Annotated in this window: 18 protein-coding genes; 6 read left to right on the forward strand and 12 right to left on the reverse strand. The window is 66.1% G+C overall.

Annotated elements, in window-relative coordinates; all coding sequences use genetic code 11:
• Positions 1 to 128 precede the first annotated feature (128 nt).
• The 3 genes from ISP25_RS14980 to ISP25_RS14990 all read right to left on the reverse strand — a co-directional run bounded on the left by ISP25_RS14980 (position 129) and on the right by ISP25_RS14990 (position 3,689).
• Positions 129 to 527, reverse strand: coding sequence for a hypothetical protein (locus ISP25_RS14980; protein ID WP_404615013.1), 399 nt, complete (start codon positions 525 to 527; stop codon positions 129 to 131).
• A 121-nt stretch (positions 528 to 648) separates the two neighbouring features.
• Positions 649 to 1,317 (reverse strand): MarC family protein, encoded by a 669-nt coding sequence (locus ISP25_RS14985; protein WP_404615015.1) that lies wholly within the window; start codon positions 1,315 to 1,317, stop codon positions 649 to 651.
• A gap of 242 nt (positions 1,318 to 1,559) precedes the next feature.
• Positions 1,560 to 3,689 (reverse strand): beta-galactosidase, encoded by a 2,130-nt coding sequence (locus ISP25_RS14990; RefSeq protein WP_404615017.1) that lies wholly within the window; start codon positions 3,687 to 3,689, stop codon positions 1,560 to 1,562.
• A gap of 71 nt (positions 3,690 to 3,760) precedes the next feature.
• Between ISP25_RS14990 and ISP25_RS14995 the strand changes: the two genes are divergently transcribed.
• The 6 genes from ISP25_RS14995 (at position 3,761) to ISP25_RS15020 (ending at position 14,023) form a co-directional block, all read left to right on the forward strand.
• Positions 3,761 to 4,783, forward strand: coding sequence for a phosphotransferase (locus ISP25_RS14995; RefSeq protein WP_404615018.1), 1,023 nt, complete (start codon positions 3,761 to 3,763; stop codon positions 4,781 to 4,783).
• Complete coding sequence (locus ISP25_RS15000) at positions 4,776 to 6,110, forward strand: aminotransferase class III-fold pyridoxal phosphate-dependent enzyme (protein WP_404615020.1); 1,335 nt, start codon at positions 4,776 to 4,778, stop codon at positions 6,108 to 6,110. Before ISP25_RS14995 ends, ISP25_RS15000 begins: the two co-directional genes overlap by 8 nt.
• A gap of 335 nt (positions 6,111 to 6,445) precedes the next feature.
• Positions 6,446 to 9,001 (forward strand): TonB-dependent receptor, encoded by a 2,556-nt coding sequence (locus tag ISP25_RS15005; protein WP_404615022.1) that lies wholly within the window; start codon positions 6,446 to 6,448, stop codon positions 8,999 to 9,001.
• A 137-nt stretch (positions 9,002 to 9,138) separates the two neighbouring features.
• On the forward strand, positions 9,139 to 11,139 hold the full coding sequence (locus ISP25_RS15010; protein WP_404615024.1) for an MGH1-like glycoside hydrolase domain-containing protein: 2,001 nt from the start codon (positions 9,139 to 9,141) through the stop codon (positions 11,137 to 11,139).
• A 239-nt stretch (positions 11,140 to 11,378) separates the two neighbouring features.
• Positions 11,379 to 12,680 carry an amino acid permease gene (locus tag ISP25_RS15015; protein ID WP_404615026.1) on the forward strand — a complete coding sequence of 434 codons (1,302 nt, stop codon included), beginning with the start codon at positions 11,379 to 11,381 and terminating at the stop codon, positions 12,678 to 12,680.
• Between the two features lie 194 nt (positions 12,681 to 12,874).
• Positions 12,875 to 14,023, forward strand: coding sequence for an aldose epimerase family protein (locus tag ISP25_RS15020; protein ID WP_404615028.1), 1,149 nt, complete (start codon positions 12,875 to 12,877; stop codon positions 14,021 to 14,023).
• Positions 14,024 to 14,119: 96 nt separating this feature from the next.
• Here the strand turns inward: ISP25_RS15020 and ISP25_RS15025 are convergent, their stop codons facing one another.
• The 9 genes from ISP25_RS15025 to ISP25_RS15065 form a co-directional block, all read right to left on the reverse strand.
• Complete coding sequence (locus ISP25_RS15025) at positions 14,120 to 15,511, reverse strand: sugar porter family MFS transporter (RefSeq protein ID WP_404615030.1); 1,392 nt, start codon at positions 15,509 to 15,511, stop codon at positions 14,120 to 14,122.
• A gap of 156 nt (positions 15,512 to 15,667) precedes the next feature.
• On the reverse strand, positions 15,668 to 16,561 hold the full coding sequence (locus ISP25_RS15030; RefSeq protein WP_404615032.1) for an SMP-30/gluconolactonase/LRE family protein: 894 nt from the start codon (positions 16,559 to 16,561) through the stop codon (positions 15,668 to 15,670).
• A gap of 20 nt (positions 16,562 to 16,581) precedes the next feature.
• On the reverse strand, positions 16,582 to 17,349 hold the full coding sequence (locus ISP25_RS15035) for an SDR family NAD(P)-dependent oxidoreductase (protein WP_192157891.1): 768 nt from the start codon (positions 17,347 to 17,349) through the stop codon (positions 16,582 to 16,584).
• A gap of 5 nt (positions 17,350 to 17,354) precedes the next feature.
• Complete coding sequence (gene dgoD / locus ISP25_RS15040) at positions 17,355 to 18,503, reverse strand: galactonate dehydratase (protein ID WP_192157892.1); 1,149 nt, start codon at positions 18,501 to 18,503, stop codon at positions 17,355 to 17,357.
• Positions 18,500 to 19,129 (reverse strand): 2-dehydro-3-deoxy-6-phosphogalactonate aldolase, encoded by a 630-nt coding sequence (locus ISP25_RS15045; RefSeq protein WP_404615034.1) that lies wholly within the window; start codon positions 19,127 to 19,129, stop codon positions 18,500 to 18,502. The genes dgoD and ISP25_RS15045 overlap by 4 nt, the downstream gene beginning before the upstream one ends.
• Positions 19,123 to 20,055 carry a 2-dehydro-3-deoxygalactonokinase gene (locus tag ISP25_RS15050; protein WP_404615036.1) on the reverse strand — a complete coding sequence of 311 codons (933 nt, stop codon included), beginning with the start codon at positions 20,053 to 20,055 and terminating at the stop codon, positions 19,123 to 19,125. The genes ISP25_RS15045 and ISP25_RS15050 overlap by 7 nt, the downstream gene beginning before the upstream one ends.
• Entirely contained in the window at positions 20,052 to 20,759 is a 708-nt protein-coding gene (locus ISP25_RS15055; protein ID WP_192157898.1) for a FadR/GntR family transcriptional regulator, read from the reverse strand. Before ISP25_RS15055 ends, ISP25_RS15050 begins: the two co-directional genes overlap by 4 nt.
• A 205-nt stretch (positions 20,760 to 20,964) precedes the next feature.
• Positions 20,965 to 22,365 carry a cytochrome-c peroxidase gene (locus ISP25_RS15060; RefSeq protein ID WP_404615038.1) on the reverse strand — a complete coding sequence of 467 codons (1,401 nt, stop codon included), beginning with the start codon at positions 22,363 to 22,365 and terminating at the stop codon, positions 20,965 to 20,967.
• 83 nt (positions 22,366 to 22,448) lie between these two features.
• On the reverse strand, positions 22,449 to 24,191 hold the full coding sequence (locus ISP25_RS15065) for a phospholipase C (protein ID WP_404615040.1): 1,743 nt from the start codon (positions 24,189 to 24,191) through the stop codon (positions 22,449 to 22,451).
• Between the last annotated feature and the right edge of the window lie 73 nt (positions 24,192 to 24,264).

Consider the following 24,264-nt stretch of genomic DNA (forward strand, 5'->3'; position numbering starts at 1 on the left):
ATGGGCATGCGTACTCGAGTACCGCTATGTAGCCAAAATGGGGTATCGGCCAATGGCCGCTTTCGACTGCGGAAGTGGAAATCAGGGCGCTGTATGAGAGCTGCTTCCACGGATGAGATCGAGGTGGTTCAAGGGTCGCCCCTTTCTTCGCGCAAAAACACGCCGTCGCGCGAATATCTGAAAAGATGGGCGCTGTCTGGTGCGCAGCACTGAGGATCCGCTTTCCCGAAATAGGGCCACGCGAAAACGATCCACTGGTTGTCCATGAGCACTGCATCCAGCCTGCACCCGTCAACGGATTCATCCGACGGATGGCAGAAGGTTGACGAGTCCTTTTCCGCCAACGCAAGTGTGTCCCGTTCGTTGGGCGGGCGATGCATAGGAACGGCGCTCTTTGCACGAAGTGCTTCCGTTTCTCTTTCCAGAAATTCGGAATGCCGCCGTTCGCTCGTTCGCACGCATAAATGGATGGCGCCCATCACGAGGAGTATCGCGCCGACCTCGACCACGACTACCTTCCAGTTCATGGGCCATCCTTGGTTGTGTTCATCGAGTCAGCTGGACTCGCCATGTTTGCAAAGGTCCGCCTGGGTCGAAAATGGATCTCAAGTATTGCGTTGTAGGCACTCTGCCTTTGCAAGCAAGGCCTCAGGCAAACAGCGCCTTGAGACCAGCGACAGCGATTTGCAGGCCGATGCAGAAGATGAAGAACGCGATCAGCCGGTTGAAGATCTTCTCGCCCTGCGAGCCGAGGTAGCGCTCGATGCGTTGCGTGTTGAGGTAGAACACATACACCAGCGCGCACATCGCCACGATGGCGAGCAGAATCGCCGCCATGTTGAGCGCCAGCTGGCGCAGGTCGGCGTCGGCGCCATGCGCGCTCAGGGTCAGCAGTACCGAGATGGTGCCCGCGCCGGTGGTCAACGGGAACGTCAGGGGATAGAACAGCAGGTTGTCGATATTCTTGTGCCTGGGCTCCGCAACATCGTCGCTGCTGTTGCTGTCGGCGCTGTCGTCCTTGTCGGAGGTAAGGAAGCCCCAGCCCATCTTGCAGATCATGATGCCGCCGGCCAGCTGCACCACGGGAATCGACAGTCCGAACAGCTTCAGCACCCACTCGCCGGCGATCAGCGTGACGGTGCAGATGCAGAACGCGTACAGCGTGATCTTGCCTACCGCCTGCTTCTTGCTCGCCTTGTCTAGTTGCGAAAGGTAGGGCATCACCACGAAGGCGGTGCCGATGGGATTCACCACCGGGAACAGCGCCACCACGCCGACGAAAAGCAGGTGGATGAAAGTGTGGATTTCGGAGGCCATGCCCGGCGGATCCCTTGGCGAGAGTGGGTTGCGCGGCCCGGCGAGGTCGGCCATGCGCGGCGGATGTGCATGATACCGCCGTGCAGGTACAAGCTTTTTTGAGAGACGTTTGGCTGCTGCTTGTCATCCCGGCGCAGGCCGGGATCCAGTGGCGATTACGCTTGTCCAAACCATGAGGTCGCTGGATTCCGGCCCGCGCCGGAATGACGAGAAAACGGCAGGGTGTGCTTACGGGACAGCGTCTACTTCGTGCCTTCCTTCCAGATCAGTACGCCGGCAGGCGCCAGCGGCACCTGGCCGTCCACGACATGCGCGGAAGCGGGCAGCTGCAGGTCGAACGGTTTGGGGTTGTAGCTCACCATGAAGTCGTAGCCGCCGCGCCAGTCGTGGAACACGCCAGTAGGCAAGTCTTCGATGGGCACGCCGGCATTCTGGTAGACGCCGCGCACGATCGCGCGTTCCAGCTCGCCGTCGTCGGTGGAGACACCGATCATGGTGACCGTGCCCTTGCCCAGCTTGCGCGTGGTCGCCGCGGCCTTGCCGGCGTAGTAGTGGTCGGCATAGGTGGCGAGCACTTCGGTGCCGGGGCGTGGCGTGAGAATGTCGGCCCAGCGGTGCCAGGCGTGTGTCTTGCCGCTGGCTTTCACCTCGGCGTCGACGCTGGGCGGCAGCATGTCGAAGCCGTCCACGTCGTCGCCGATCAGGTCGAGGATGGGTGCGTACCACGGCCCTTCGGGAAACTGGCCCAGCTCGTTCTTCTGTCCGGTGCGGCTGGTGAGGATGAGGTGGCCGCCCTGTTCCACGTAGCGTTTCCACTTTGCCGCCAGCGCGGGGCTCACCATCTGGTAGGCCGGCGCGATGAGGAAGGGGTAGCGGCTGAAGTCGCTGTCCTCGGCGATGAAGTCCATCGGCGCGCCGGTGGTCTGTACCGCCAGCGTGTAGCCGTTGCGGTAGGCCCAGGTGTTCCACAGCGTGGTCTGCGGCTGGATTTCCAGGTCCCAGAACACGTCCTGGTTCCACAGGTAGCCGGTGTAGCGTGCGGCGAGGCGCTCCGGCAGCTTGGCTGACGGATCGAGCTTGCCCTCGAACGCCTTGATGTCGCGCAGGGTGTCGGTGAATTCGCGCCCGGTGCGCGAGAGCGTCACGCCGTCGGTGCCCACGATGCCCTCGTGGTACATCTCGCTGCCGCGCAACGGGTGGCGGTAGCGATAGGTGGCGAGCAGGGAGGCGCCGGAGGCGAAGGCATGCCACATCCACATGCTGATTGCGCCAGGCATGGGTTGCGGGTTGATCGAAGCCCAGTTCACCTGGCCGGGCTGCAGCTCCATCACGCCGAAGGTGCCGTTGATGGGACGGAAATACGCGGCGGCCTCCATCAGGTTCGCGGGCTTGCCGATGGCGTAGCTGTCGCCGCCCAGCACGTTGGTGCCGGCCACCGGGTAGAGCGTGAAGGTGGGGAAGTCGAGGTCGCGCGTGCGGCGCGGGTCGGTGTCGGTGCTGACGTTGGTGTAGTCGGTGGTCACCCACTGCCGATGGCCGGCGTACTTGTGGATGATGTCGGCCTGGTCGTCGAGGAATTGCGCCTGCGTATCGGCGCGGAAGCGTGCAAGGTCGAGCACGGCGTGCGGGCTCAGTTTGTCCTCGGCGGCCAGCGTGGTGTTGGGCAGCAGCACTTCGTCGAAGCTGCCGTAGCGCGTGCTCCAGAACGAGCCGGCCCATACCGCGTTCATCGCATCGATGGTGCCGTACTTCTTGCGCAGCCAGTCCTGGAAGGCCTTGCGTGCGCTGTCGCTGAAGTCGGGGAAGGTACTGGGCTCGTTGTCGATCTGCCAGCCCCACACGCGCGGATCGTGGCCGTAGCGCTGCGCCATCGCCGTGACGATCTTCGCCACGAAGGCTTTGTAGGTGGGATCGGTCAGCGACACTTCGGCGCGGATGCCGTGCTCGTGGCGCTGGCCGTGCTCGTCGACGCGATACACCTGCGGGTAGCGCTGGCCCATCCAGCTCGGTACCGCCGCCGAAGGCGTGCCCAGGATCACGCGCAGGCCCGCCGCGTGCGCCAGCGCGATGGCATGGTCCAGCCAGGTGAAGTCGTACTGGCCTTCCTTCGGCTCCAGGTAGGTCCAGCTGAACTCGGCCATGTGCGTGAAATCGAAGCCCAGCTTGGCCATGCCGTCGAAGTCGCGCTGCCATTGTGCTTCTGGCCACTGCTCCGGGTAGTAGTAGACGCCGAAACTCATCTGCTCCCGCTGGTGCAGCAGCGCGGCGCCTTGCAGATGCGCGTGTTGCGGGCTGTCGGTATCAGCGGGGGCGGCAACAGCCGCGGTGGCGACGGCGGCGGCGAGCAGCGTGGCGAGCAGGGGCTTGAGCATGGATTTGCCTCGGGTCGAGGTTGTGTATATTTGTAATACTATATGCCTTTCCGTCACGAGGGTGCTCGCCCGTGTCCACCTTGTCCCCCGAAGCTGCGCTGGCGTTGGCAGACAGGTATTGGCGCGTGTGTGGCGAGGTGCGTGCGCTGCCATCGTATGCCGACCAGAATTTCCGCATCAGCGGCGAGCACGGCGACTACGTATTGAAGGTGGCGCACCCGTCGTGGGCCTACGCCGACCTGGATCTGGAAAACCAGGCCATGTTGACCCTGGCTGCGCGCGAACCCTCGCTGCAATGGCCGCGCGTGATGTCCAGCATCGATGGCGAGCACTTGCTGGCGTTGTTTATGGAAGATGGCGTGCAGCATGTGCGCATGCTGAGCTTCGTGCCTGGCATGACCTATGCCGAGGCTATCACCGCGGTGTCGCCCAATCGCCGCCCGGCATTGCACGAAAGCCTGGGCCGGGCCGTGGGCCTGCTGATCCGCGGTCTGGCGGATTTCCGGCACCCTGCCGCGGGCCGCGCGCAGGACTGGAATCTGATGAGTCTGCCTGCGGTACGCGGCGAGATCGCCCATATCGAGGACGCAGCGCTGCGCGCCATCGTGGCGGCGCAGGCGGAATCGTTCTGCGCCAAGCTGCCGGTGTGGCGCGCACAATTGCCGATCACCGTGCTGCACAACGACGCCAACGACCTCAACGTGATCGTGGTGCTGGACGGGCAGGGTGGCGGCAAGGTGGACGCGATCATCGACTTCGGCGACATGTGCACCAGCTTCCGACTGTGCGAACTCGCCATCGCCTGCACCTATGCCATGCAGCACGAGGCCGATCCCGTGGCCTGCGCGCAGGCGATCGTGCGCGGCTGCCTCGACCTGTGCCCGCTGACGCGGGTCGAGCTGGAACAACTGTACGACTTCATCGTCGCGCGCCTCTGCCACAGTGTGCTGATGGCTACGCGTGCGCACCGCGAGCAGCCGGACAATCCCTTCGTGCTGGTGTCGCAACAGGGCGTGCGCGCGTTGCTGCATACGCTTGCCGGCATCGACCCGAATGCCATCGTCGCCCCTTTCCTGGAAACCTGCCATGAGTGATCGCGCCGTCGCCGAAACCGTCCTTGGCGGTGTACCCGCGCGCGGCAATGCCGAGCTGCTGGACCTGCGCAAGCGTTATCTCAACCCCACGCTCAGCGTGTCCTACCGCGAGCCGCTGAAGATCGTGCGTGGCGAAGGCGTATGGCTGTACGACCAGCATGGCGAGGCCTACCTCGACATGGTCAACAACGTCTGTCACGTCGGGCATTGCCATCCGCGCGTGGTGGCGGCTGGACAGGCGCAGATGGCGCGACTCAACACCAACACGCGCTACCTGCACGACAACATCGTCGAGTATGCGATGCGCCTTGTGGCGACGCTGCCGGCGCCGCTGTCGGTGGTATTCCTCACCAATTCGGGCACCGAGGCGAACGACCTTGCGCTGCGCCTCGCGCGCGCCCACACCAGAAAGCGCGGTGTGCTGGTGCTCGACCACGCCTACCACGGTCATTCGCCGTCGATGGTCGAGTTGAGCCCGTACAAGTTCAACGGCAAGGGCGGCGAGGGACAGGTGGCGCACGTCGGCGTGGTCGGCATGCCGGACGTCTACCAGGGCGCGTTCCGCGATCCGGCCGCTGCAGGCAGGCGCTACGCCGATTTGCTGCCTGCCGAGATCGCTGGGTTGCGCGAACGTGGCTTCGATCCAGCGGTGTTCTATTGCGAATCGCTGCTCGGCTGCGGCGGTCAGATCGTGCTTCCCGACGGCTATCTGAGCGGAGCCTACGCCATCGTGCGCGCCGCCGGTGGTCTCTGCCTCGCGGACGAAGTGCAGGTGGGTTTCGGCCGTGCTGGCGACCACTTCTGGGCCTTCGAGCGGCAGGGCGTGGTGCCGGACATCCTCACCGTGGGCAAGCCCATCGGCAATGGCCACCCCATCGGCGCCGTGGTCACCACGCCGGAGATCGCCGCCAGCTTCGTCACCGGCATGGAGTACTTCAACACCTTCGGTGGCAATCCGGTGTCCTGCGCCATCGCGCTGGCCGTGCTCGACGTGATCCAGGAAGAGCGCCTGCAGGACAACGCGCAGGCGGTCGGCAACCTGTTGATGGACGGCCTGCGCGACCTGCAGCGCCGCCACGCCTGCATCGGCGACGTGCGCGGCTGCGGCCTGTTCATCGGCGCCGAACTGGTGAGCGATACCGCGGCGCGCACGCCCGACCGCGCCAAGGCCAGCCAGGTAGTCGAGGCGATGAAGGCGCGGCACGTGCTGCTTTCCACCGAAGGCCCTGCCGACAACGTGCTGAAAATCAAGCCGCCGGTGGTGTTCAGCCAACGCGACGCCGCGGAGTTCCTCGAAAAGCTCGATGCGGTGCTGCACGAAGGTTGAGCAGGCCGACTGCCGGCGAGAAAAGGCAACGGGGCCGCAAGGCCCCGTCTTTGTCTGCTGGGTGCGTCCGTTGGCGGCTGCTTGTTCGATTCAAACGACGCGAAACATGACCATCTGGTCTGCCGTTCGGCTGCGAATGGAGGCTTTGCGCGCAGGCGCCATGACTATTTTCATATTGTAGTATGAATAAACATTTTGTAATACGATGCATCCACAGGCGTGGACTTCGCGTCCAAGCCGGCCGCTCCTAAAGAGGCGACAAGCCCGGTGAGCTGGTCCGTACGAAACGCCTGCGCAGCAGCCAAGGCCAACAACTACTCCGGGAGGGGACCAACATGAAGAATCAGCAGCGGATCAATCGACGACACGCACTGGCGGCGGCCATCAGCCTCATGCTGTTGTCGGGCGCAGCGTTTGCGCAGGACACCGCCACGCAGCCATCGACGCAGCAGGCCGCACCGGCGAAGACCGGCAAGACGAAGCAGCAGTCGGCGGACTCGAAGTCCGCACAGACGCTGGACCAGGTGGTGGTCACCGGCACGCCAACGGTCGGCGGCATCCGCAAGATCGACGCCAGCTACTCGATCACCACGGCGACCAGCGAGCAGATCAGGGAACTCAACCCGGTCAGCACGGCCGATCTGCTGAAGCTCTCGCCGGGCGTTTACCCCGAATCGTCAGGCGGCGAAACCGGCGCGAACATCGAGGTGGCCGGCTTCCCGTCGGACAGCGGCGCGCCCTTCGTGACGCTGCAGATGAACGGCTCGCCGCTGTTCCCGAAGTGGGATTACTTTACCGACGCGATGTTCCGCCTCGACGACACCATCGACCGCGTGGAAGCGGTGCAGGGCGGCACCTCGGTGCTGTACGGCAACGGCCAGCCCGGCCTGATCGCCAACTTCATCATGCGGGAAGGCTCTTCCAAGCCCGGCGGCGACATCGGCATCACCTACGGATCGGAAGGCAGCGAGCGGCTGGACGGCTTCTACGGTTTCCCGCTGGGCGCGAACAGCGGTTGGTACGCCAGCGTGGGCGGTTTCTGGCGCAAGTCGGACGGCGTGCGCGATCCGCAGTTCCCTTCGGACAAGGGCGGCCAGCTCAGCGCCACGCTCAGCCACGATCTCGAGCACGGCTCGCTAATGTTCTACGCGCGCGACCTCAAGGACAAGAACCAGTGGGTCACCGACACGCCGATCTACAACCCGTCTGCGGGCAAGTTCACGCCGTATCCCGGGTTCAATCCGCTCACCGGCACCTTCGGCAGCAACGCTGACCGTTACCAGTTCCTCCAGACCACGCCGTGCTTCACCAACGGCTGCACGCCCACCGGCCAGAACATCGACATGGCCAACGGGCAGGGCGGCGACATGCACGTGGTCGGCGCCAACCTCGACCTGGATTTCGACAACGGCTGGTCGCTCTCCGACAAGGCGCTGCTGGTCGGCGGCAACATGGACACCACGGCGTTCTTCAGCACCGGCGCCAACCCGAGCTCGCTGGGCGACTTCATCGCCGGCTCCGTCGCCGGTTTCGGCCTGCCCGCCGGCGGCACCGCCACCGCGGTCTACACCAACAACGGCCAGGCGGCGGACCTGAACCAGAACGTCACGGTGCAGAACCCGGAGTACATCCACAAGCGCATCCACTCGATCAGCAACGAGTTCCAGCTGAGCAAGGAGATCTTCGAGGGCAACACGCTGACCTTCGGCAACTACACCGCGGTGTACGGCATGGACCACTCCGAGGACGACGGCCTCAACATGCTGCTGCAGGCGAAGACCAACCCGACCCCGATCGCGGTGAACTACAACGTCGGTGGCACCGTCTACCAGCTCACCGACCAGCAGGGCCTGTTCTGGGCGCCCGGCCCGGCCTCGTGGATGGCGTTCAACGAGCACTGGCACGCCACCACCACGGCGTTCTACCTCGCCGACAACTGGACCGTGGGCCAGTGGCGCTTCGACGGCGGCGTGCGCTGGCAGCACGACAACATCGGCGGCAACTTCCAGAACACCGCGTCGGGCGACCTCGACGCCAACCCCCTCACCGTCTACAACAACCAGGCCGAGTACCTGATCGACAGCTGGACCCACTACGGCCAGAACCGCGGCGCGGCTTCCTGGACGCTGGGCGCCAACTACGAGCTGGCCAGCAACATGAGCCTGTACGGCCGCGTCAACAACGGCGCGTTCCTGCCCAGCTTCGACGACATCGTGAACCTCGGCAACCCGCCCACCGAGCACATCCACAACTACGAGATGGGCTTCAAGTACCAGGCGTCGTGGATCTACGCGGACGTCGGCGTGTACCACCGCCAGTTCATCGGCGTGCCGTATTCGATCCAGTTGAGCACGGGGCTGGTCAGCCTGGTCTACGGTTCGATGACCAATGGCGTCAACGCGCAGGTGATGCTCAAGCCGTTCGAGAACTTCTCCCTCGCGCTCAGCGGCAACTACATGCATGGTCACTACAACCGCTACTCGGGCTGCGTGACGTACCAGGCGCAGGACGGCAGCTACCAGTGCAGCAGCATCAACGGCATGCAGGTGGATCGCCAGCCGGAAATCCAGTACCGCGTGACGCCGGCCTACGAAGTGCCGACCAGCTGGGGCAGCCTGAAGTTCTGGGCCACCTACGAGCACATTGGCGATCGTTTCAGCGACCAGCTGCAGCAGCAGCCGATGGGCAGCTACTACGACCTGAGCTTCGGCGCCAACGCCAACATCGGCGAGCAGTGGGTGCTGAGCCTGCGCGGCACCAACATGACCAACCAGATCGGCATCACGGAGGGCAACGCGCGCTTGTTCGGCTTCGCCAGCAGCGGCGGCGTGATCCTGGCTCGCTCCATCGAGGGTCGCGAGGTGAACTTCCAGGTCAAGTACAAGTTCTGATGTCCGCCCGCTGAAGCTCGTCGGCCTGCATGGCACCGGTCGCATTCGCGGCGGGTGCGATGCGGGCCGGCGGGCTTTTCCGGAAGGCCGTGAGGCAGACTGGCCACGCGCGCAGGTTCATACGGAGACACGATTCCATGCATCCACTCGCCAGGCCCCTGATCTTCGTCGTCGCCGCCTTCGTGGCCGCTGGCGCGAACGCTGCGCAGATGCAACAGCCTGTCGCACACTATCAGGATCTGCTGGATTTCCACGGTACGCCGCGCACTGCGGCAGATCGCAGTTTCAACATCTTCTTCGACATGGGGGCGTGGCAGGGCTACAGCCTGCCGCGTGCCGGTGACAGGGGCGCGGGCTTCTCCGGCCCCTTCGTGCACAGCCTCGGCACGGGACAGTGGACGGGCACGCGCTTCGCCGCGCTGGCGTTGCGCGATGAGGGCGGGAAGAGCGACATCGCGCTCAAGGAAGTGGCCAGCCATGCCGTGCCGGGCGCGCTGGAGCGCACGTTCTCGGCAAGCGACCTCAGCGTGCGGCAGGCGCTGTTCTTCGCGGATTCGTGGCACGCCCTGGTGCGCGTCGAGTTGAGCGCGGGAAAGACTCGCGATATCGAGCTGGCGATCGAAGGGCGCGCGATGCCGTTGCCGGGCAGCCATCTCGCCAGCGATGGCGACGCGGTGGTGCAAGGGTTTGCCGACTCGCCTTCCACGCTCGTCACGCAATTGCATGCCGATGGCCTGGTCGCGGACCATGCCGTCGTGTCGGGCAACAGCTATCGCATCGCGCTGGACAAGCCGTTGCATCTCGAGGCCGGCCAATCCGTCACGCTCTACGTGGTGCAGACGCTGCGTTACGACGCCCGTGCGGAGCCGCCTGCCATCGACTATGCCCACGCCTGGGACGCCAACCGTACGCGCTGGGCCGGTTACCTGAAATCCGTAGCGGCCAGCCATCTTTCCGGCCTGCCCAACGACGTGGCGCAACGCGTGGCCGCGAAGGCCGTCGTCACCCTGATCGGCAACTGGCGTGCGGCACGCGGCGACGTGCATCACGATGGCGTGATCCCCTCCTATTCCAACCCCGACTTCAACGGCCTCTGGGCCTGGGATTCGTGGAAACACGCGGCGGCGCTGGCGTGGTTCGCGCCGGATCTCGCGCGCGAGCAGATCCGCGCCATGTTCGACTACCAGGGCGCCGACGGCATGGTGCCCGACTGCGTCTTCATCCATCGTGCCGACGACAACTGGCGCGACAGCAAGCCGCCGCTGGCGACCTGGGCAGTGATGCAGGTGTATCGGGCCACCGGCGACCGCGCCTTCCTCGCCGAGATGTACGACAAGCTGGTGCGCTACCACCGCTGGTGGTTCGCGGATCGCGACCACGATCGCAACGGCCTCGCCGAATTCGGTTCCACCGACGGTACGCGCATCGCCGCGGCGTGGGAAAGCGGCATGGACAACGCCGTGCGTTTCGACGGCGCGAAGATGCTCAAGAACGGCGAGCACGCGTGGTCGCTGGATCAGGAGTCGGTCGATCTCAATGCCTATCTCTACCGCGAGGCGACGGAGCTGGCGCAGATCGCCGGCGTGCTGGGCAAGACGCAGGACCAGCAGCAATGGCAGGCGCAGGGCGACGCGATGAAGCGCGCGATCCAGTCGCGCATGTACGACGCGAAGCTGGGCTGGTTCTTCGATGCGAAACTCGGCGAGCCCGCTCTCGTGCGTGTGTACGGCTCGGAAGGCTGGACGCCGTTGTGGGCCGGCGTGGCAACGGCGGCGCAGGCTGCAGCGGTCGAAAAGACGATGATGGATCCGCGCAAGTTCGCCACGACCATGCCGTTTCCCACGCTGGCCGCCGACGATCCGCGCTTCTCGCCGATCAAGGGCTACTGGCGCGGGCCGGTGTGGATGGACCAGTCGCTGTTCGGCGTCGAGGCGCTGCGGCGTTACGGCTACCGCACCGAGGCCGATGCGATGGCGCGCCGGCTGGTACTCGACGCGAAGGGGCTAGCGGCGGGGCAGGCCACGTTCCGCGAGAACTACGATCCGCTGACGGGGGACGGCTACCAGTCGCAGAACTTCAGCTGGTCGGCGGCGAGCTACCTGCTCCTGCTCGGGCATGGGGACAACATCAGGCAATAAACCCACCGACTGGTCGGACCGATCAGCTCAACCCTCGTCATTCCGACGCAGACAAGCACGAAGCGCGCAGAACGCCCGCAGGCGGTCCCGAAGGCGCGAGCGCAGCGAATCATCCAGGAACCACGCGGCTTGAACAGGCATGGTCGTTACTGGATGAGCAACTGCGCTGCTGTGAAGCGCTTCCGGCCTGCGCCGGGATGACGGGCAAAGTCAGACTCTCCATCGGGTGACCAGCGAACATGAGTGCAAGCAAGCGGCAGATCGGATTGGCTACAGCCACAGCGCTGGTGCTGGGCAACATGATCGGGTCGGGCGTATTCATGCTGCCCGCGACGCTGGCGCCCTACGGCGGCTACAGCCTGGTGGGCTGGCTGGTGAGTGCCGTGGGCGCACTGTTGCTGGCAGGCGTGTTCTATCGCCTCGCCAGGCGCGCGCCGCGCGCCGGCGGTCCCTATGCGTACAGTCGCGAGGCCTTCGGTGACTGCATCGGCTTCCTCGTGGCCTGGATTTACTGGTTCTCGTCGATCGGCGGCAACGCAGCGATTGCGGTGGCCTTCGCCAGCTATCTCTCGGCTTTCGTGCCGGCAGTGGGCGCCAGTCCGCTGTTCGGTGCCTTGACCGCGCTGGCGGCGATCTGGGCGGCCACCTTCGTGAACATGGCCGGCGTGCGCAGCGCGGGCGTAGTGCAGGTGGTGACCACGGTGCTGAAGATCGCGCCCTTGCTGGCCCTGGTGCTGTTCGGGCTGGCGCATTTCAATCCGCACCTGCTGAAGCCAGGAACGGATGCGGGATCGCCGTGGAGCGCCATCAACATCAGCATGACGGCGACGCTGTTCGCGTTCGTGGGCGTGGAGTGCGCAACCATCCCGGCGGGGCATGTGCGTGATCCGGAGAAAACCATTCCGCGCGCGACCCTGCTGGGAACCCTGATCGCAGCGCTGGTCTATGTGACCTGCACTGCGGCGGTGATGGGCATGCTGCCCGCGCCGGTGCTGGCGAAATCGCAGGCGCCGTTCGCGGATGCGGGGCAGATCCTGTGGGGCGGCTGGGCGAGCTATCTCATCGCGGGAGCCGCCGCCGTATCCTGTTTCGGCGCACTCAACGGTTGGACGCTGATCGCCGGGCAGTTCCCGCAGGCGGTGGCACAGGACGGCCTGTTTCCGAAGTTCTTCGCGCGCGAATCCAGGCGTGGCGCACCCGTACCGGCCTTGCTGGTCGCAGCCGTGGTCAACAGCCTGCTGGTGCTGGCGAACTACAGCCGCGGCATGGTCGGCATGTTCACCTTCGTGGTGCTGCTGACCACCTTGAGCAACGTGGTTGCCTATCTGTTCTGCGCCATGGCGGACGTGGTGTTGGCATATCGGGAAGGGCGCCCAGTGCCGTTGCGCGATCCGCTGCTTGCCTGCGCCGCGTTCGGCTTTTCGATCTGGGCCGTGATTGGTGCGGGCGCGGATGCGGCGTACTGGAATCTCATTTTGCTGGCGCTGGGGTTGCCGGTTTATGTATGGCAGACGCGGCGCGCCGCCGTGGCCACTGCGTGACGGTCGCTGCTGCTGCGGCCGCCACGGCTCGCGTGGTTACTGCCCGATGCGGCGCAATGACATGTCGGCCACGACGAGTCGACGCGTCTCAGCCGGAAATATCGGTGAGGTGTGCAGGGATGCTTGCCAAGTGTCTTATTGTTGGTCGGCGATCGGGCTTGCCCGATGTCATTCCATGAAGCGGGGACTGCATGATGAACAGGCACCTGGCCGTTTGCGCTTTCTTCCTGTCGGGACTGGCTGCGCCATGCCTGTGCACCGCGGCCGATGTCAGCCGGGCCACCTTTGGCACGCTGCCCGACGGGCGCAAGGTGGAGGTGCTGACGCTGGACGACGGCCATGGCTTCACTGCCCGCGTGATCAGCCTGGGTGCGAGCCTGCAGTCGCTCATGCTGCCGGATCGCCATGGCAAGCTCGCCGACGTGGTGCTGGCCTATCCCGACCTGCACGACTACCTGGCCAAGCCGCAGTACTTCGGCGCCACGGTGGGGCGCTTCGCCAACCGTATTGCCAAGGGCCGCTTCACGCTGGATGGCAAGAGCTACCAGCTCACCATCAACGACGGGCCGAACTCGCTGCATGGCGGCACGAAGGGTTTCGACAAAGTGGTGTGGCAGGTGGTGAAGGTGGTGAAGTCGCCCGAACCCAGCGTGACCCTGCAGTACGTCAGCCCCGACGGCGACCAGGGCTACCCCGGCAGGCTCACCGCCACTGCCACCTACACGCTCAAGGCCGGCCACGAGCTGGACATCGACTACAGCGCCACCACCGACAAGCCCACCATCGTCAACCTCAGCAACCATACTTACTGGAACCTGGGCGGCGAAGGCTCGGGCAGCGTGTACGGCGACATCGTCACCATTCCGGGCGACAGCATCACGCCGGTGGACGACACGCTGATCCCCACCGGCGAGTTCCGCGCCGTGGCCGGTACCGACTACGACTTTCGCCAGGGCAAGCCGATCGGCCGCGACATCCGCGACGGCAAGGAGCCGCAGCTTCTGCTCGGCCACGGCTACGACATGAACTGGGTGATCAGCCGCACGGAGGCGCCCGCGCCGCGGCGGGTGGCGAAGGTGGAGGATCCACACAGCGGCCGTGTGCTGGAGCTCTACTCCACACAGCCGGGCCTGCAGTTCTATTCGGGCAACTTCCTCGACGGCACCAGCCTGGGCAAGTCGGGCCGCATCTACCGCCAGGGCGATGCCTTCGTGCTGGAGCCGCAGCGGTTCCCCGACACGCCCAATCATCCCGACTTCGGTCCGGCCCGGCTGGCGCCTGGGCAGATCTATCGGAACCGCATCGTTTACCGCTTCTCGGTCGACGGTGGCGCAGCTCGCTAGGCGCCGCGCCGCCGCGCATTCAGAGGTGCGGACAGGTCGATTCCACCAACCGCGGCGCTCACAAGGGCCGCGGGGCTGGATGCCGTGGGTTTCGTCTCAGCGCCCGATCTGCCGCAGCGCCTTGCCGGCCATCAGGTTGCGCTCGATCTGTTCCAGCGTAACGCCCTTGGTTTCCGGCACCAGCCAGACCGTGAGCGCGATGAACACCACGTTGAAGGCGCCGTAGAGCCAGAACGTCTCGGCCTGGCCAATGCCGTTGAGCAGCGGCAGGAACGAGAGGCCGACCAGCCAGTTGGCCGCCCAGTTGGTGAAGGTGGAACAGCCGATGCCGAAGTCGCGGCCCTTGAGCGGCTGGATTTCCGAGCACAGCGTCCAGATCAGCGGGCCGGCCGACATCGCGAAGCCCACGATGAACACCAGCAGCATGCCCACAGTGAAATACTGCTGGCCGTGCGTATGGATACCCAGCTTCATCATGGCGCCGACCACGCCGAGGCCGATCGCCATCACCACGAAGCCGATGTAGAGGATGGGCTTGCGGCCCAGCTTGTCCACCAGGCCGATGGCGATGAAGGTGGCCAGCACGTTCACCAGGCCGACAATGGCGGTAAACCACATCTGCGATTCGGTGTCGTAGCCCATGCCCTGGAAGATGCGCGGGGCGTAGTACATCACCACGTTCATGCCGGTGAGCTGCTGCATTACCTGCAGCAGCACGCCCAATCCCACCGAGCGGCGGAAGTTGGTGTTCTGCAGAAACATCTGCAGGCCGCGCTGCGGCGTCTTGAGCTGTTCGCGGATTTCGCTGACTTCCTTGGCGATGGCATCGCGGTCGCCGAGCAACCTTTGCAGCACCTGTTCCGCCTCCGCTTGGCGGCCCTTCATCAACAGCCAGCGCGGGCTTTCCGGCAGGAATGCAACGCCCAGCAGGAACAATGCGCCGGGGACGGCGATGATGCCCAGCATCCAGCGCCAATTGCCCGAGTAGCTGAGGGCGGTATCGGAAAGGAAGGCGACCAGGATGCCGATCGTGATCATCAGCTGATACATCGAGATCATCGCGCCGCGGATCGATTCCGGCGCGACTTCGGCGAGATAGAGCGGCGCGGTGAAACTGGCCAGGCCGATGGCGACACCCAGCACGAGGCGACCCGCGATCAGCACCTCCGGCGTCGGCGCCAGGCCGCACAGCACGGAGCCACCGACGAACAGTACGGCGCCGAGGATCATCGTGCGCTTGCGGCCCAACTGGCTGGACAGCCAGCCTGCCACCAGCGCGCCCAGCGCGGCGCCGAGCATCATCACGCTGACGATCCAGCCGAGGGTGTCGTCGCCGATGCCGAAGTCCTTCTGCAGGAACTGCTGCGCGCCGGAAATCACGCCGATGTCCAGGCCGAACATCAGGCCAGCCAGTGCGGCGAGGATGCAGACGAAGATGGCGGTGGCCTTGCTGTGCCTGGCGGCGGGTGCTGCGCTGGTGATGCTCATCAATCTCTCCCCGTGGGATGGCGTGCGTGCGGCTTGTTTCTTGCCGTCATTCCGGCGAAAGCCGGAATCCAGCACCTTTCGGCATGAAGTGCGAAGTCACTGGATCCCGGCTTTCGCCGGAATGACGAGCTGAGGCATTCCCAGACATTGCCGTAGTCATGGAGTGTCGCCCACTGGCGGCCTGCCTGCAAAGCGAGGCTCAGGCAGGCCGTGCAGGCCGACCTGCGAGGCGAACAGCGCGCCGGCCAGCGGCTCGCTGGCCAGCGAGGTATCGTCGAGGCCGTCGCGGGCGCTGGTGACGTAGAGCGTGTCCAGTGCGGTGCCGCCGAAAGCGGGCCGCGTGGGCTGACGCGCGTCCAGCGGCAGGATGCGGTCCACGCTGCCGTCGGTGCGGTAGCGCACCACGCGGCCCAGGCCCCATTGCGCGTTCCACAGGCCGCCATCGGCGTCGACACAGGAGCCATCCGGCTCGCCCGCGGTGTCGCGCAGATCGGCGAACAGACGCGTGTCGCCCAGCGTGTCGCCGTAGTCGCAGCAACGGATCGTGCGCGCCAATGAGTCGCAGTAGTACAGCGTGCGGCCGTCGGGACTGAAGGCGAGGCTATTGCTGATCGCCACGCCTTCCAGCGGCAGCTTTTCCAGCGTGAGGTCGGCGTGCAGGCGCCAGAAACCGGCGATGGGCTGCTTCGCGCCGCCGTCGGCGGGTTCGTGCAATGTGCCGAACACGAAGCGGCCCCGCCGGTCGCAGGCGCCGTCGTTGCAACGCGTGGGCAGCTGCGGTTCCACTTCGTGCAGCGTGTGCAGCGCACCGTCTTCGAGGCGGAAGAACGCCAGCCGCGAGGCCAGCGCCAGCAGCAACCAGCCGTCCGCCTCGCACAGCGCGAAGGAGGCGAGGCGCTCGGGCAGGTGCCACTGCTTCGTCTCGCCGCTGGATGGCGTGTAGCGCCAGAGTGTCGATGCGTGGATGTCGGTCCAGTACAGCGCCTGCGCACGATCGCACCACGTGATGCCTTCGCCCAGTGTGTTGCGCGCTTCGAGTACTGCTTGCATGGCCGCCTGCATCGGCGCGCTCATACCCAGCCGCCGTCCACGATGAAGTCCTGGCCGGTGCACATGCGGCTGTCGTCGGCGGCGAGGAACAGCGCCATGCGCGCCAGGTCCTCCGCCATCAGGTAGCCGGGCATGCACTGCACGCGCGCGATCTCCGCTTCGCCCTCGGCGTCCAGCCACAGCGCGCGCTGCTTCTCGGTGATCGCCCAGCCGGGCACCAGCGCGTTGATGCGGATGTTCTGTTGGCCCAGCTCGCGCGCCATGCCGTTGACGAAGCCGTGCACGGCGGCCTTGGCCATCGCGTACAGCGGGTAGCCGGCGTTCTTCTTCATCCAGCCGGTGGAGCCGAGGCAGATGATGGAGCCGCCACCGAGCTGCTGCATGTCGGGAATCACCGCCTGCGTGGCGAACACCTGGTGGCGCAGGTTCACCGCCACGTTGCGTTCGAACACGGCGGCGTCAACCTTGGCCAGCGCATGGCGCACGTCGTTGGCGGCGTTGTTGACCAGCACGGCGATCGCGCCGATGTGCGCACGTGCGGTGGCGATGGCGGCGTGCAGGGCCTCGAGATCGGTGAGGTCGCAGCGCAGGAACAGCGGCGGGTGCGCCACGTCCTGCAAGGTTTCGAGCAGGGACTTCGCGCCGGTTTCGTCCACGTCGAGGAAGGCCACCTTCGCGCCCTGCCGTGCGAAGTGTTCGACGAAGGACGCGCCGATGCCGCTGGCGCCGCCCGTGATCAGCACGCTGCGGTCGCGCAGACTGGGATAGCTGGCGTAGCGGTCGGCCATCGCGCTCACCACTCCGCCACGCTGCCGTCGGCGTGGCGCCAGACCGGGTTGTGCCACTGGTGGCCCACCTTGGCGCGCTCGGCCACATAGGCCTCATTCACCTCGATGCCCAGACCCGGGCCTTTCGGCATGCTCACAAAGCCATCGGCATAGGCAAAAACGTTGCGGTCGGTGACGTAGTCGAGCAGGTCGTTGCTGGCGTTGTAGTGGATGCCCAGGCTCTGCTCCTGGATGAAAGCGTTGTGGCACACCGCGTCCAGCTGCAGGTTGGCGGCCAGCGCGATCGGGCCCAGCGGGCAGTGCAGCGCCAGCCCCACGTCGTAGGCCTCGGCCATCGCGGCGATCTTGCGCGTTTCGGTGATGCCGCCCGCATGCGAGGGATCGGGCTGGATGATGTCCACGCCGCCGATCTGCAGCACGCGCTTGAAGTCGTAGCGCGAGTACAGGCGTTCGCCCAGCGCGATGGGCGCGGGCGAGATCGCGGCCAGCTCGGGGATGCACTCCAGGTATTCGGAGAGCACCGGCTCCTCGATGAACATCAGCTTGAACGGTGCGAGCTCGCGCATCAGCACCTTGGCCATCGGCTTGTGCACGCGGCCGTGGAAATCCACGCCGATGCCGATGTTGCCACCCACCGCGTCGCGGATGGCCTGCACGTTTTCCAGCACGCGCTCGACCTTGTCGTAGGTATCGATGTACTGCAGTTCCTCGGTGGCGTTCATCTTCACCGCGGTGAAGCCGCGTGCCACGGCGTCCTGCGCCGCCTTGGCTGTATCGGCCGGCCGGTCGCCGCCGATCCACGAGTACACGCGGATGCGGTCGCGCACCGGGCCGCCGAGCAGTTCGTGCACGGGCTTGCCGAGGTCCTTGCCCTTGATGTCCCACAGCGCCTGGTCGATGCCGGCAATGGCGCTCATCAGCACCGGGCCGCCGCGGTAGAAGCCGCCGCGGTAGAGCACGCTCCAGTGGTCCTCGATGTGGCGCGGATCCTTGCCGACCAGGTAATCGGACAACTCCTCCACGGCGGCGGCCACGGTGTGTGCGCGGCCTTCCACCACCGGCTCGCCCCAGCCGCTGATGCCGGCGTCGGTGTCGATGCGCAGGAACAGCCAGCGCGGCGGCACCTTGTAGACGGTGAGCTTGGTGATCTTCATGCGTGTGTTTCCAGGGAATGCCAGGCCTGCGCGAAGGCGCTGGCGCGTTGTGCAGTGTCGTCGAGGGTGCGACCGGGGGCGTACAGCGCCGAGCCGATGCCGAAACCGGCAGCACCCGCGGCCACCCACGGCGCCATGCTGTCGGGTGCGATGCCGCCCACCGGCAGTACCGGCACCTCGCGCGGCAGTACCGCACGCCAGGCCTTGAGCACGGCGGGCGAGGATTGCTCGGCGGGGAACAGCTTCAATCCGTCGGCACCAGCGGCGAGTGCGGCGAAAGCTTCGGTAGGCGTCGCCACGCCGGGCACGCAGAGCAGGCCGGCGGCCTTGGCGGCGCGGATCACCGTGGTGTCGGCATGAGGCATCACGATCAGGCGGCCGCCCGCGTTCGCCACGGCTTCGACCTGTGCCGGGGTCATCACGGTGCCCGCGCCCACCAGTACATCGCTGCCCAGCGCATCGGCGAGCAGGGCGATGCTGTCGAACGGTTGCGGCGAGTTCAGTGGCACTTCCAGCACGCGGAAGCCGGCGTCGACGATGGCGCGGCCGGTGGCTACGGCTTCGCCGGGCGCGAGGCCGCGCAGTATCGCCACCAGCGGCAAAGGTTTGAGCCAGGGCGTCAGCATGCGCGGGATTCCTCGTGATGGACGGGGACAAGGCCGGCCTGCATCGCCAATTGCCACAGGCCACGCGCGGCGGCATCGGCGATGGGCGGCGGCAGCGTGATGTCGAACTGCGCGGCGGCGCGGCGATAGCGCTCGCACAGCGCGGCTTCGCCAATCAATTGCAGCGGCGTGTCGCGGCAAGCGAGGCCGTCAGCCAGCGCGGCGCGGAATTCCTCGCCGATCAGCAGGCCGGAGAGATAGTCGGGCACGGACGCGGGCGCCAAAGCGCCATCGAGCATCAGCGCGCGCGCGGAGAACAGGCGGCTCAGCGCGCCGGCCGCGCCGCTGTCACGTGCCATGCCCACACCGCGCTCGAAGGCTTCGGCATCGTTCGCCGCCTCGGCTCCGGTGGCGCCGAGGATGGAATGCTGCCGCAGCATGGCGAACAACTCGCCGGTCATCTGGGTGCGGAAGCCGGTTACCACGCCGTCGCGCACCGCCGCCCATTTGCTGTGCGTGCCGGGCAGGATGACGGTGGAGGTCGCGGCCAATTCGGGGTGCAGCTCCAGCGCACCGATCAACTGCGTTTCCTCGCCGCGCATCACGTCGGGCCCGTGCGGGTCGCGCAGGCCGGGAATCAGATGGACGTCCATGCCGTCCGCTGCGCGCACGGCACCGATCGCCTTGGCGAGCTGCGATGCGCTCGCGGGCAGGTCGAGATAAGGCATCTCGCGCCAGCCGTTGCGGCTGCCGACCATGCCGCAGGCCAGGCGTGGCAACACGGGCCAGCCTGCGGTGATGTCGGCCAGCGCGGTGTCGTAGCCGCCTTCCGGCAGGTGGCGGATGCCCCAGGGACGCATCCGCGTTTCGTCAAGCTGGCCCATTCCGTCGAAACGGAACGCACGCAGGCTGCTGGTACCCCAGTCGAGTGCGATCAGTCCGCTCATGCCTTCTTCGCGTGACGGCGGATGTTGCTGCGCGAGTCGGCCACCATCTTGTGCATTGCTTCGCGCGCCACTTCGGGTTGCCGGCGGCGGATGGCGTCCAGCACCTTCTTGTGGTGCGGCAGCGAATACTTGAAGTCGCTGGCTTTGCGCGCTGACAGGGCCAGGTAGCTGCCCAGCGCCGTCTCGATCACCGAGAACAGCGAGATCATCAGTTCGTTGTGCGTCGCATGCAGCACGGCCTCGTGGAAGGCCAGGTCCGCCACGGACCATTCCTCGCGGTCGGTCGAGGCGGCCATGGCTTCGTAGGCGGCCTCGATGCGGCCGAGCTGGTCGGCGGTGCGGCGGCGTGCGGCGGCGGCGGCCGCCGCCGGTTCGATGATTTCGCGCATTTCCGCCAGCTTTTCGACGAAGTCGTCGGTGGGCATGGAGGCGCAGCGCCAGGCCAGCACGTCGGCGTCGAGCTGGCTCCAGTGGACGGTGTCGCGCACGCGGGTGCCGGTTTTCTGGCGCGATTCGATCAAGCCCTTGGCGGACAGGACCTTCATTGCCTCGCGCAGAGCGGTGCGGCTCACCTTCATGTGCTCGGCCAGCAGCTCCTCGCGTGGCAGGTTCACGCCGGGCGCGATCTCGCCACTGACGATCAGCCGGCCCAGCTCCTGCACCACCTGGCCATGCAGGTTGCGCACCACGACGGGTTTCACCATGCCTGTTCTCCCTGCCGCGGCCGCGCTTTGCGGTCTCGGGCATTATTTGTACTACATAATATTACAGCAAGTCGTGAAGCCGCGTTAACTTGTCGGCCCCAACCAGCATGCCGGTCCTTAAGGCGAAAATGCATAAGGCCGGACCGGCGGACACAAGACGGCCCGCACCGGCAAGCGGTGCGAAAGAGCGGAATGCCGTTGCAGCTTACCTGTCCGGCGCGCCGTGCGCCTGCGCTGCGTCGCCGTCGTCCAGCGTGTGCAGGAAGGCGATGACATCCCGGATGTCTTGTGCGGTAAGCGGGGCCGGGTCGCCCTCGTGGCGGTTGAACGGCGCGTCGGCGGTGTCGACGTTGGCCTGGTAGGCGGCCGGCAGGTCGTCGTAGAGCTGCGGTTGGCCATGCGCATCGCGCGGGTAGATCTTCCCCGGCGCGACGCTGCGCAGGTTGTAGAAGTCGAGCACCTGCACCAGCGAGTGGTAGACGCCGTTGTGGAAGAACACGCCGCGCCGGTCCACGTTGCGCAGGGTGGGCGTGAGGAACATGCCGCAGTATTGCGTCTGCGCGGCGAGGTCCTTGCGGAACGGCCCGCAGATGCCGAGGTCGTGGAAATGCGGGTCGCGGTTGACTGCCAGCGCGGTGTTGCGTGGCACGCCCAGTGCCTCGTACTGGGTGTCGGTGAACAGCGGCGGCAGGCCGTCGCGCGTGGGCTGGCTGAGGTGGCAGGCGGCGCAATTGCCTTTCGCGGGGTCGTCGAACAGGCGCAGGCCGCGCATTTCGGCGGGCGTCAGGCGGGCCCGACCTTGCAGCCATGCATCGTACTTGCTGGTGAAGGGATGAAAGGACGGGTCTTCGGTCTCGAAGCGACCGATGGCGAACATGGCTTCGTCGATGAGTTGTCGCGGATCGTTGGCGATGCCTTGCCCGAACAATTGGGTGAAGGCCCGGCGATAGCGGCTGTGCTGCAGCTTCGCGGCCACCCTGTCCATGTTGAGGTTGGCCATTTCCACCGGATTGAGCAGGGGCAGATAGGCCTGCCGTTGCAGCGAATCGGCGCGGCCATCCCAGAACAGGCCGCCCTGCGGCACCATCGCCGGGGTGGCGGGCGTGGCGTCGGCCTGTTTGGTGGCGCGGGAGTCGCTGCGCGCGGAAGCGGCCAGCGCGTTGAGGTTGGGTGCCACGTCGTCGCCCGAGGTATCCGGGCCGATGCTGAAAGGTCGTTGCCGATACAGGTAGGCCAGCGAAGGCGGCGGCCGGTAGCCGACCTTGCGCAGATCCACGCCGCCCGGTTGCACCGCGAGGGCATTGGGCGGGTTGTAGCTGTACGCGGGGCTGTGGCACGACGCGCAGGACTGCCTGCCCGAGCCCGACAGCATGGGGTCGAAGAACAGTGCCTTGCCGAGTTGCGCGACGGCGCTCAGCGGCTGGGCTTTTGGCAGGCGCAGGTGGACGGGGTGCGGATTGCTGCCGTCGCCGCCCTGTGGTCCGGTTGTCTGGTTGAGGAAGGCATAGCTGGTCAGGCAGCCGAAGGCGCCCGCCATGCCCAGCATCAGCCTAGTCAGACGATGCGATTTGCGCGTGGTGCCGGGAGTGGTTGGGTCGACCTGCATCGTGGTGCGCGTTCTCTGATTTCCCGAAGAAGCTGAAGTTGGCCCCTCTCCCGCTTGCAGGAGAGGGGCCGGGATGGCTCCCGTCAGGAATGCCAGTGCCAGCGCTTGTCCACCGGCAAGCCGGTCTCGGGATCCAGGATCAGGCGCGGCGTCAGGTCGAACGCACGGCGGCGGAAATCGAACATGCCCATGATGCTGCCGGTGGTGGCATCGTTCGAGCCCTGGCCGATGCGCTGGCCGTGCAGCCAGTTGTCCTCGATGAAGCGCACCACCGAGGCCTGCGTGACCTGCGTGTCGTCCACGTAGTTGCTGCGCGCCCACGGCGAGATCACCAGGAACGGCACGCGCGTGCCGGGGCCGCAACGGCCGTTGACCGTGCCGCCGTTCACGCCCACGCCCTGCTTGGCGCCTTCGGCATTGCACACGCCCGCTGCGTTGAGCTGGTCGGCACCGATGACCGAGCCTTCCTTGGTGGCGGCGTCGAAGGACGACGTCGTGGGCGCGGCGTAGCGGTGGTCGTACCAGCCGTCTGAGTCGTCGTAGGTGATGATGACGGCGGTGCTGTCCCAGTCGGGCTGGTGCTGCAGGAAGTTGAGCACCTTCACCACGAAGGCCTGCTCGTCCAGCGGATCCGAATTGCCCGGATGCGCGTCGCCCACGGCAGGCGGCTTGATGTAGCTCACCGACGGGAAGTTGCCGGCCGACACAGCCCTGAAGAAGTCGTTGGCGTCGTACTCGTGGTGCACCGGCGTGGCGGTGCCGTCCTTGTCGTCGGTGCGTCCGATTTCCTCCAGCGAGGTCGGGCGCGTGTGCGCCGGATTGGACGTGCTGGCGTAGTACTGGAACCAGTTGTGGTGCGGCACATAGTCGGAGACGGTGGCATCCAGCACGCTGGAATAGGTGCTGCGCGTGCAGCCGGTGCTGCCGTTCTCGTTGGTGGCGGCCAGGTCGAAGCCGCCCATGAAGCCGCCCCAGGTGATGTGCCCGGCGTTGAGCAGGTCGCCGATGTTCTTCGACGTCATCTGCACGGTGTTGCTGGTGGACGAGCAGGTGTCGTAGGCCGGGTCGGTGTCGCCGATCAGGCTGAGGCCACCCTGCGTGTCGGGCACGGTGGCGGCCGAGCCCAGCACCACTTTGGCGCCGTTGTTGGTGCCCGATACCACGGCGATCGCGCCCGGCGTCGAGGGGCCGTAGGTGTCGGTGTAGGCGTTGTCGTCCATCGCGAAGTTCTGCGCATAGTTCCACATCGCGGTGACCGTGTTGCCGTCGAAGTAACCCATCACCAGGCCGTGCGTGCCGAACGCGCCGGTGGTGGTCACCGTGTTGTTGCCGGTGTAGGCGGGGAAGCGGTCGGCGGCGCCGTTGTCGTAGGCAAGCTGTTCCGGCGTATAGCTGTGGTTCTGGCCTTCGGTGTTGGCCTGCGTGCGATCGAGGCGGAACGGATTCACCGCGTTGACGCCGTTGGCCAGATTGGACTTGTTCGGGTTGTCGTTGAGCAGCGCCGGCGTGAGGCCCTGCACCTGCGGAGTGAAGGGCCGAGCCTTGAAGGCAGGTTCGCCGGACGGGTTCGCGGCCACCGGGTAGGTGCCGAAGTAATGGTCGAACGAGCGGTTCTCGTCGAAGATCACCACCAGGTGCTTGATCGGCGTGGCGGTGGGGATTTCGTCCTGCGGCGAGCGTTGCTGGCCCGGCCAGGAGGAATGCGGAAAGTCGCCCGCATCCCGGTTCGTGGCGGGATCGACCTGTGCATGAGCGGCGAGCGCGAATCCCATGATGGCGATCGACGCGGGCAGCAGGGCCTTGCGGAACAAGCGAAGACTGGACATCTGGCAACTCCCGGAGTGGATGCGGCGGCACGAGGCGGATAGGGCGCCTCCCCCGTGTGGATTTCCCCCTGCA

Source organism: Rhodanobacter hydrolyticus (genome assembly GCF_044904645.1).

Coding starts and splice junctions, on each gene's coding strand:
- ISP25_RS15025 (WP_404615030.1), bottom strand. CDS start 15,511: ATGAGCATCACCAGCGCAGCACCCGCCGCCAGGCACAGCAAGGCCACC.
- dgoD (WP_192157892.1), bottom strand. CDS start 18,503: ATGAAGATCACCAAGCTCACCGTCTACAAGGTGCCGCCGCGCTGGCTG.
- ISP25_RS15050 (WP_404615036.1), bottom strand. CDS start 20,055: ATGAGCGGACTGATCGCACTCGACTGGGGTACCAGCAGCCTGCGTGCG.
- ISP25_RS15030 (WP_404615032.1), bottom strand. CDS start 16,561: ATGCAAGCAGTACTCGAAGCGCGCAACACACTGGGCGAAGGCATCACG.
- ISP25_RS15000 (WP_404615020.1), top strand. CDS start 4,776: ATGAGTGATCGCGCCGTCGCCGAAACCGTCCTTGGCGGTGTACCCGCG.
- ISP25_RS14990 (WP_404615017.1), bottom strand. CDS start 3,689: ATGCTCAAGCCCCTGCTCGCCACGCTGCTCGCCGCCGCCGTCGCCACC.
- ISP25_RS15015 (WP_404615026.1), top strand. CDS start 11,379: ATGAGTGCAAGCAAGCGGCAGATCGGATTGGCTACAGCCACAGCGCTG.
- ISP25_RS15045 (WP_404615034.1), bottom strand. CDS start 19,129: ATGCTGACGCCCTGGCTCAAACCTTTGCCGCTGGTGGCGATACTGCGC.
- ISP25_RS15010 (WP_404615024.1), top strand. CDS start 9,139: ATGCATCCACTCGCCAGGCCCCTGATCTTCGTCGTCGCCGCCTTCGTG.
- ISP25_RS15020 (WP_404615028.1), top strand. CDS start 12,875: ATGAACAGGCACCTGGCCGTTTGCGCTTTCTTCCTGTCGGGACTGGCT.
- ISP25_RS15055 (WP_192157898.1), bottom strand. CDS start 20,759: ATGGTGAAACCCGTCGTGGTGCGCAACCTGCATGGCCAGGTGGTGCAG.
- ISP25_RS15065 (WP_404615040.1), bottom strand. CDS start 24,191: ATGTCCAGTCTTCGCTTGTTCCGCAAGGCCCTGCTGCCCGCGTCGATC.
- ISP25_RS15035 (WP_192157891.1), bottom strand. CDS start 17,349: ATGGCCGACCGCTACGCCAGCTATCCCAGTCTGCGCGACCGCAGCGTG.
- ISP25_RS15060 (WP_404615038.1), bottom strand. CDS start 22,365: ATGCAGGTCGACCCAACCACTCCCGGCACCACGCGCAAATCGCATCGT.
- ISP25_RS15005 (WP_404615022.1), top strand. CDS start 6,446: ATGAAGAATCAGCAGCGGATCAATCGACGACACGCACTGGCGGCGGCC.
- ISP25_RS14985 (WP_404615015.1), bottom strand. CDS start 1,317: ATGGCCTCCGAAATCCACACTTTCATCCACCTGCTTTTCGTCGGCGTG.
- ISP25_RS14980 (WP_404615013.1), bottom strand. CDS start 527: ATGAACTGGAAGGTAGTCGTGGTCGAGGTCGGCGCGATACTCCTCGTG.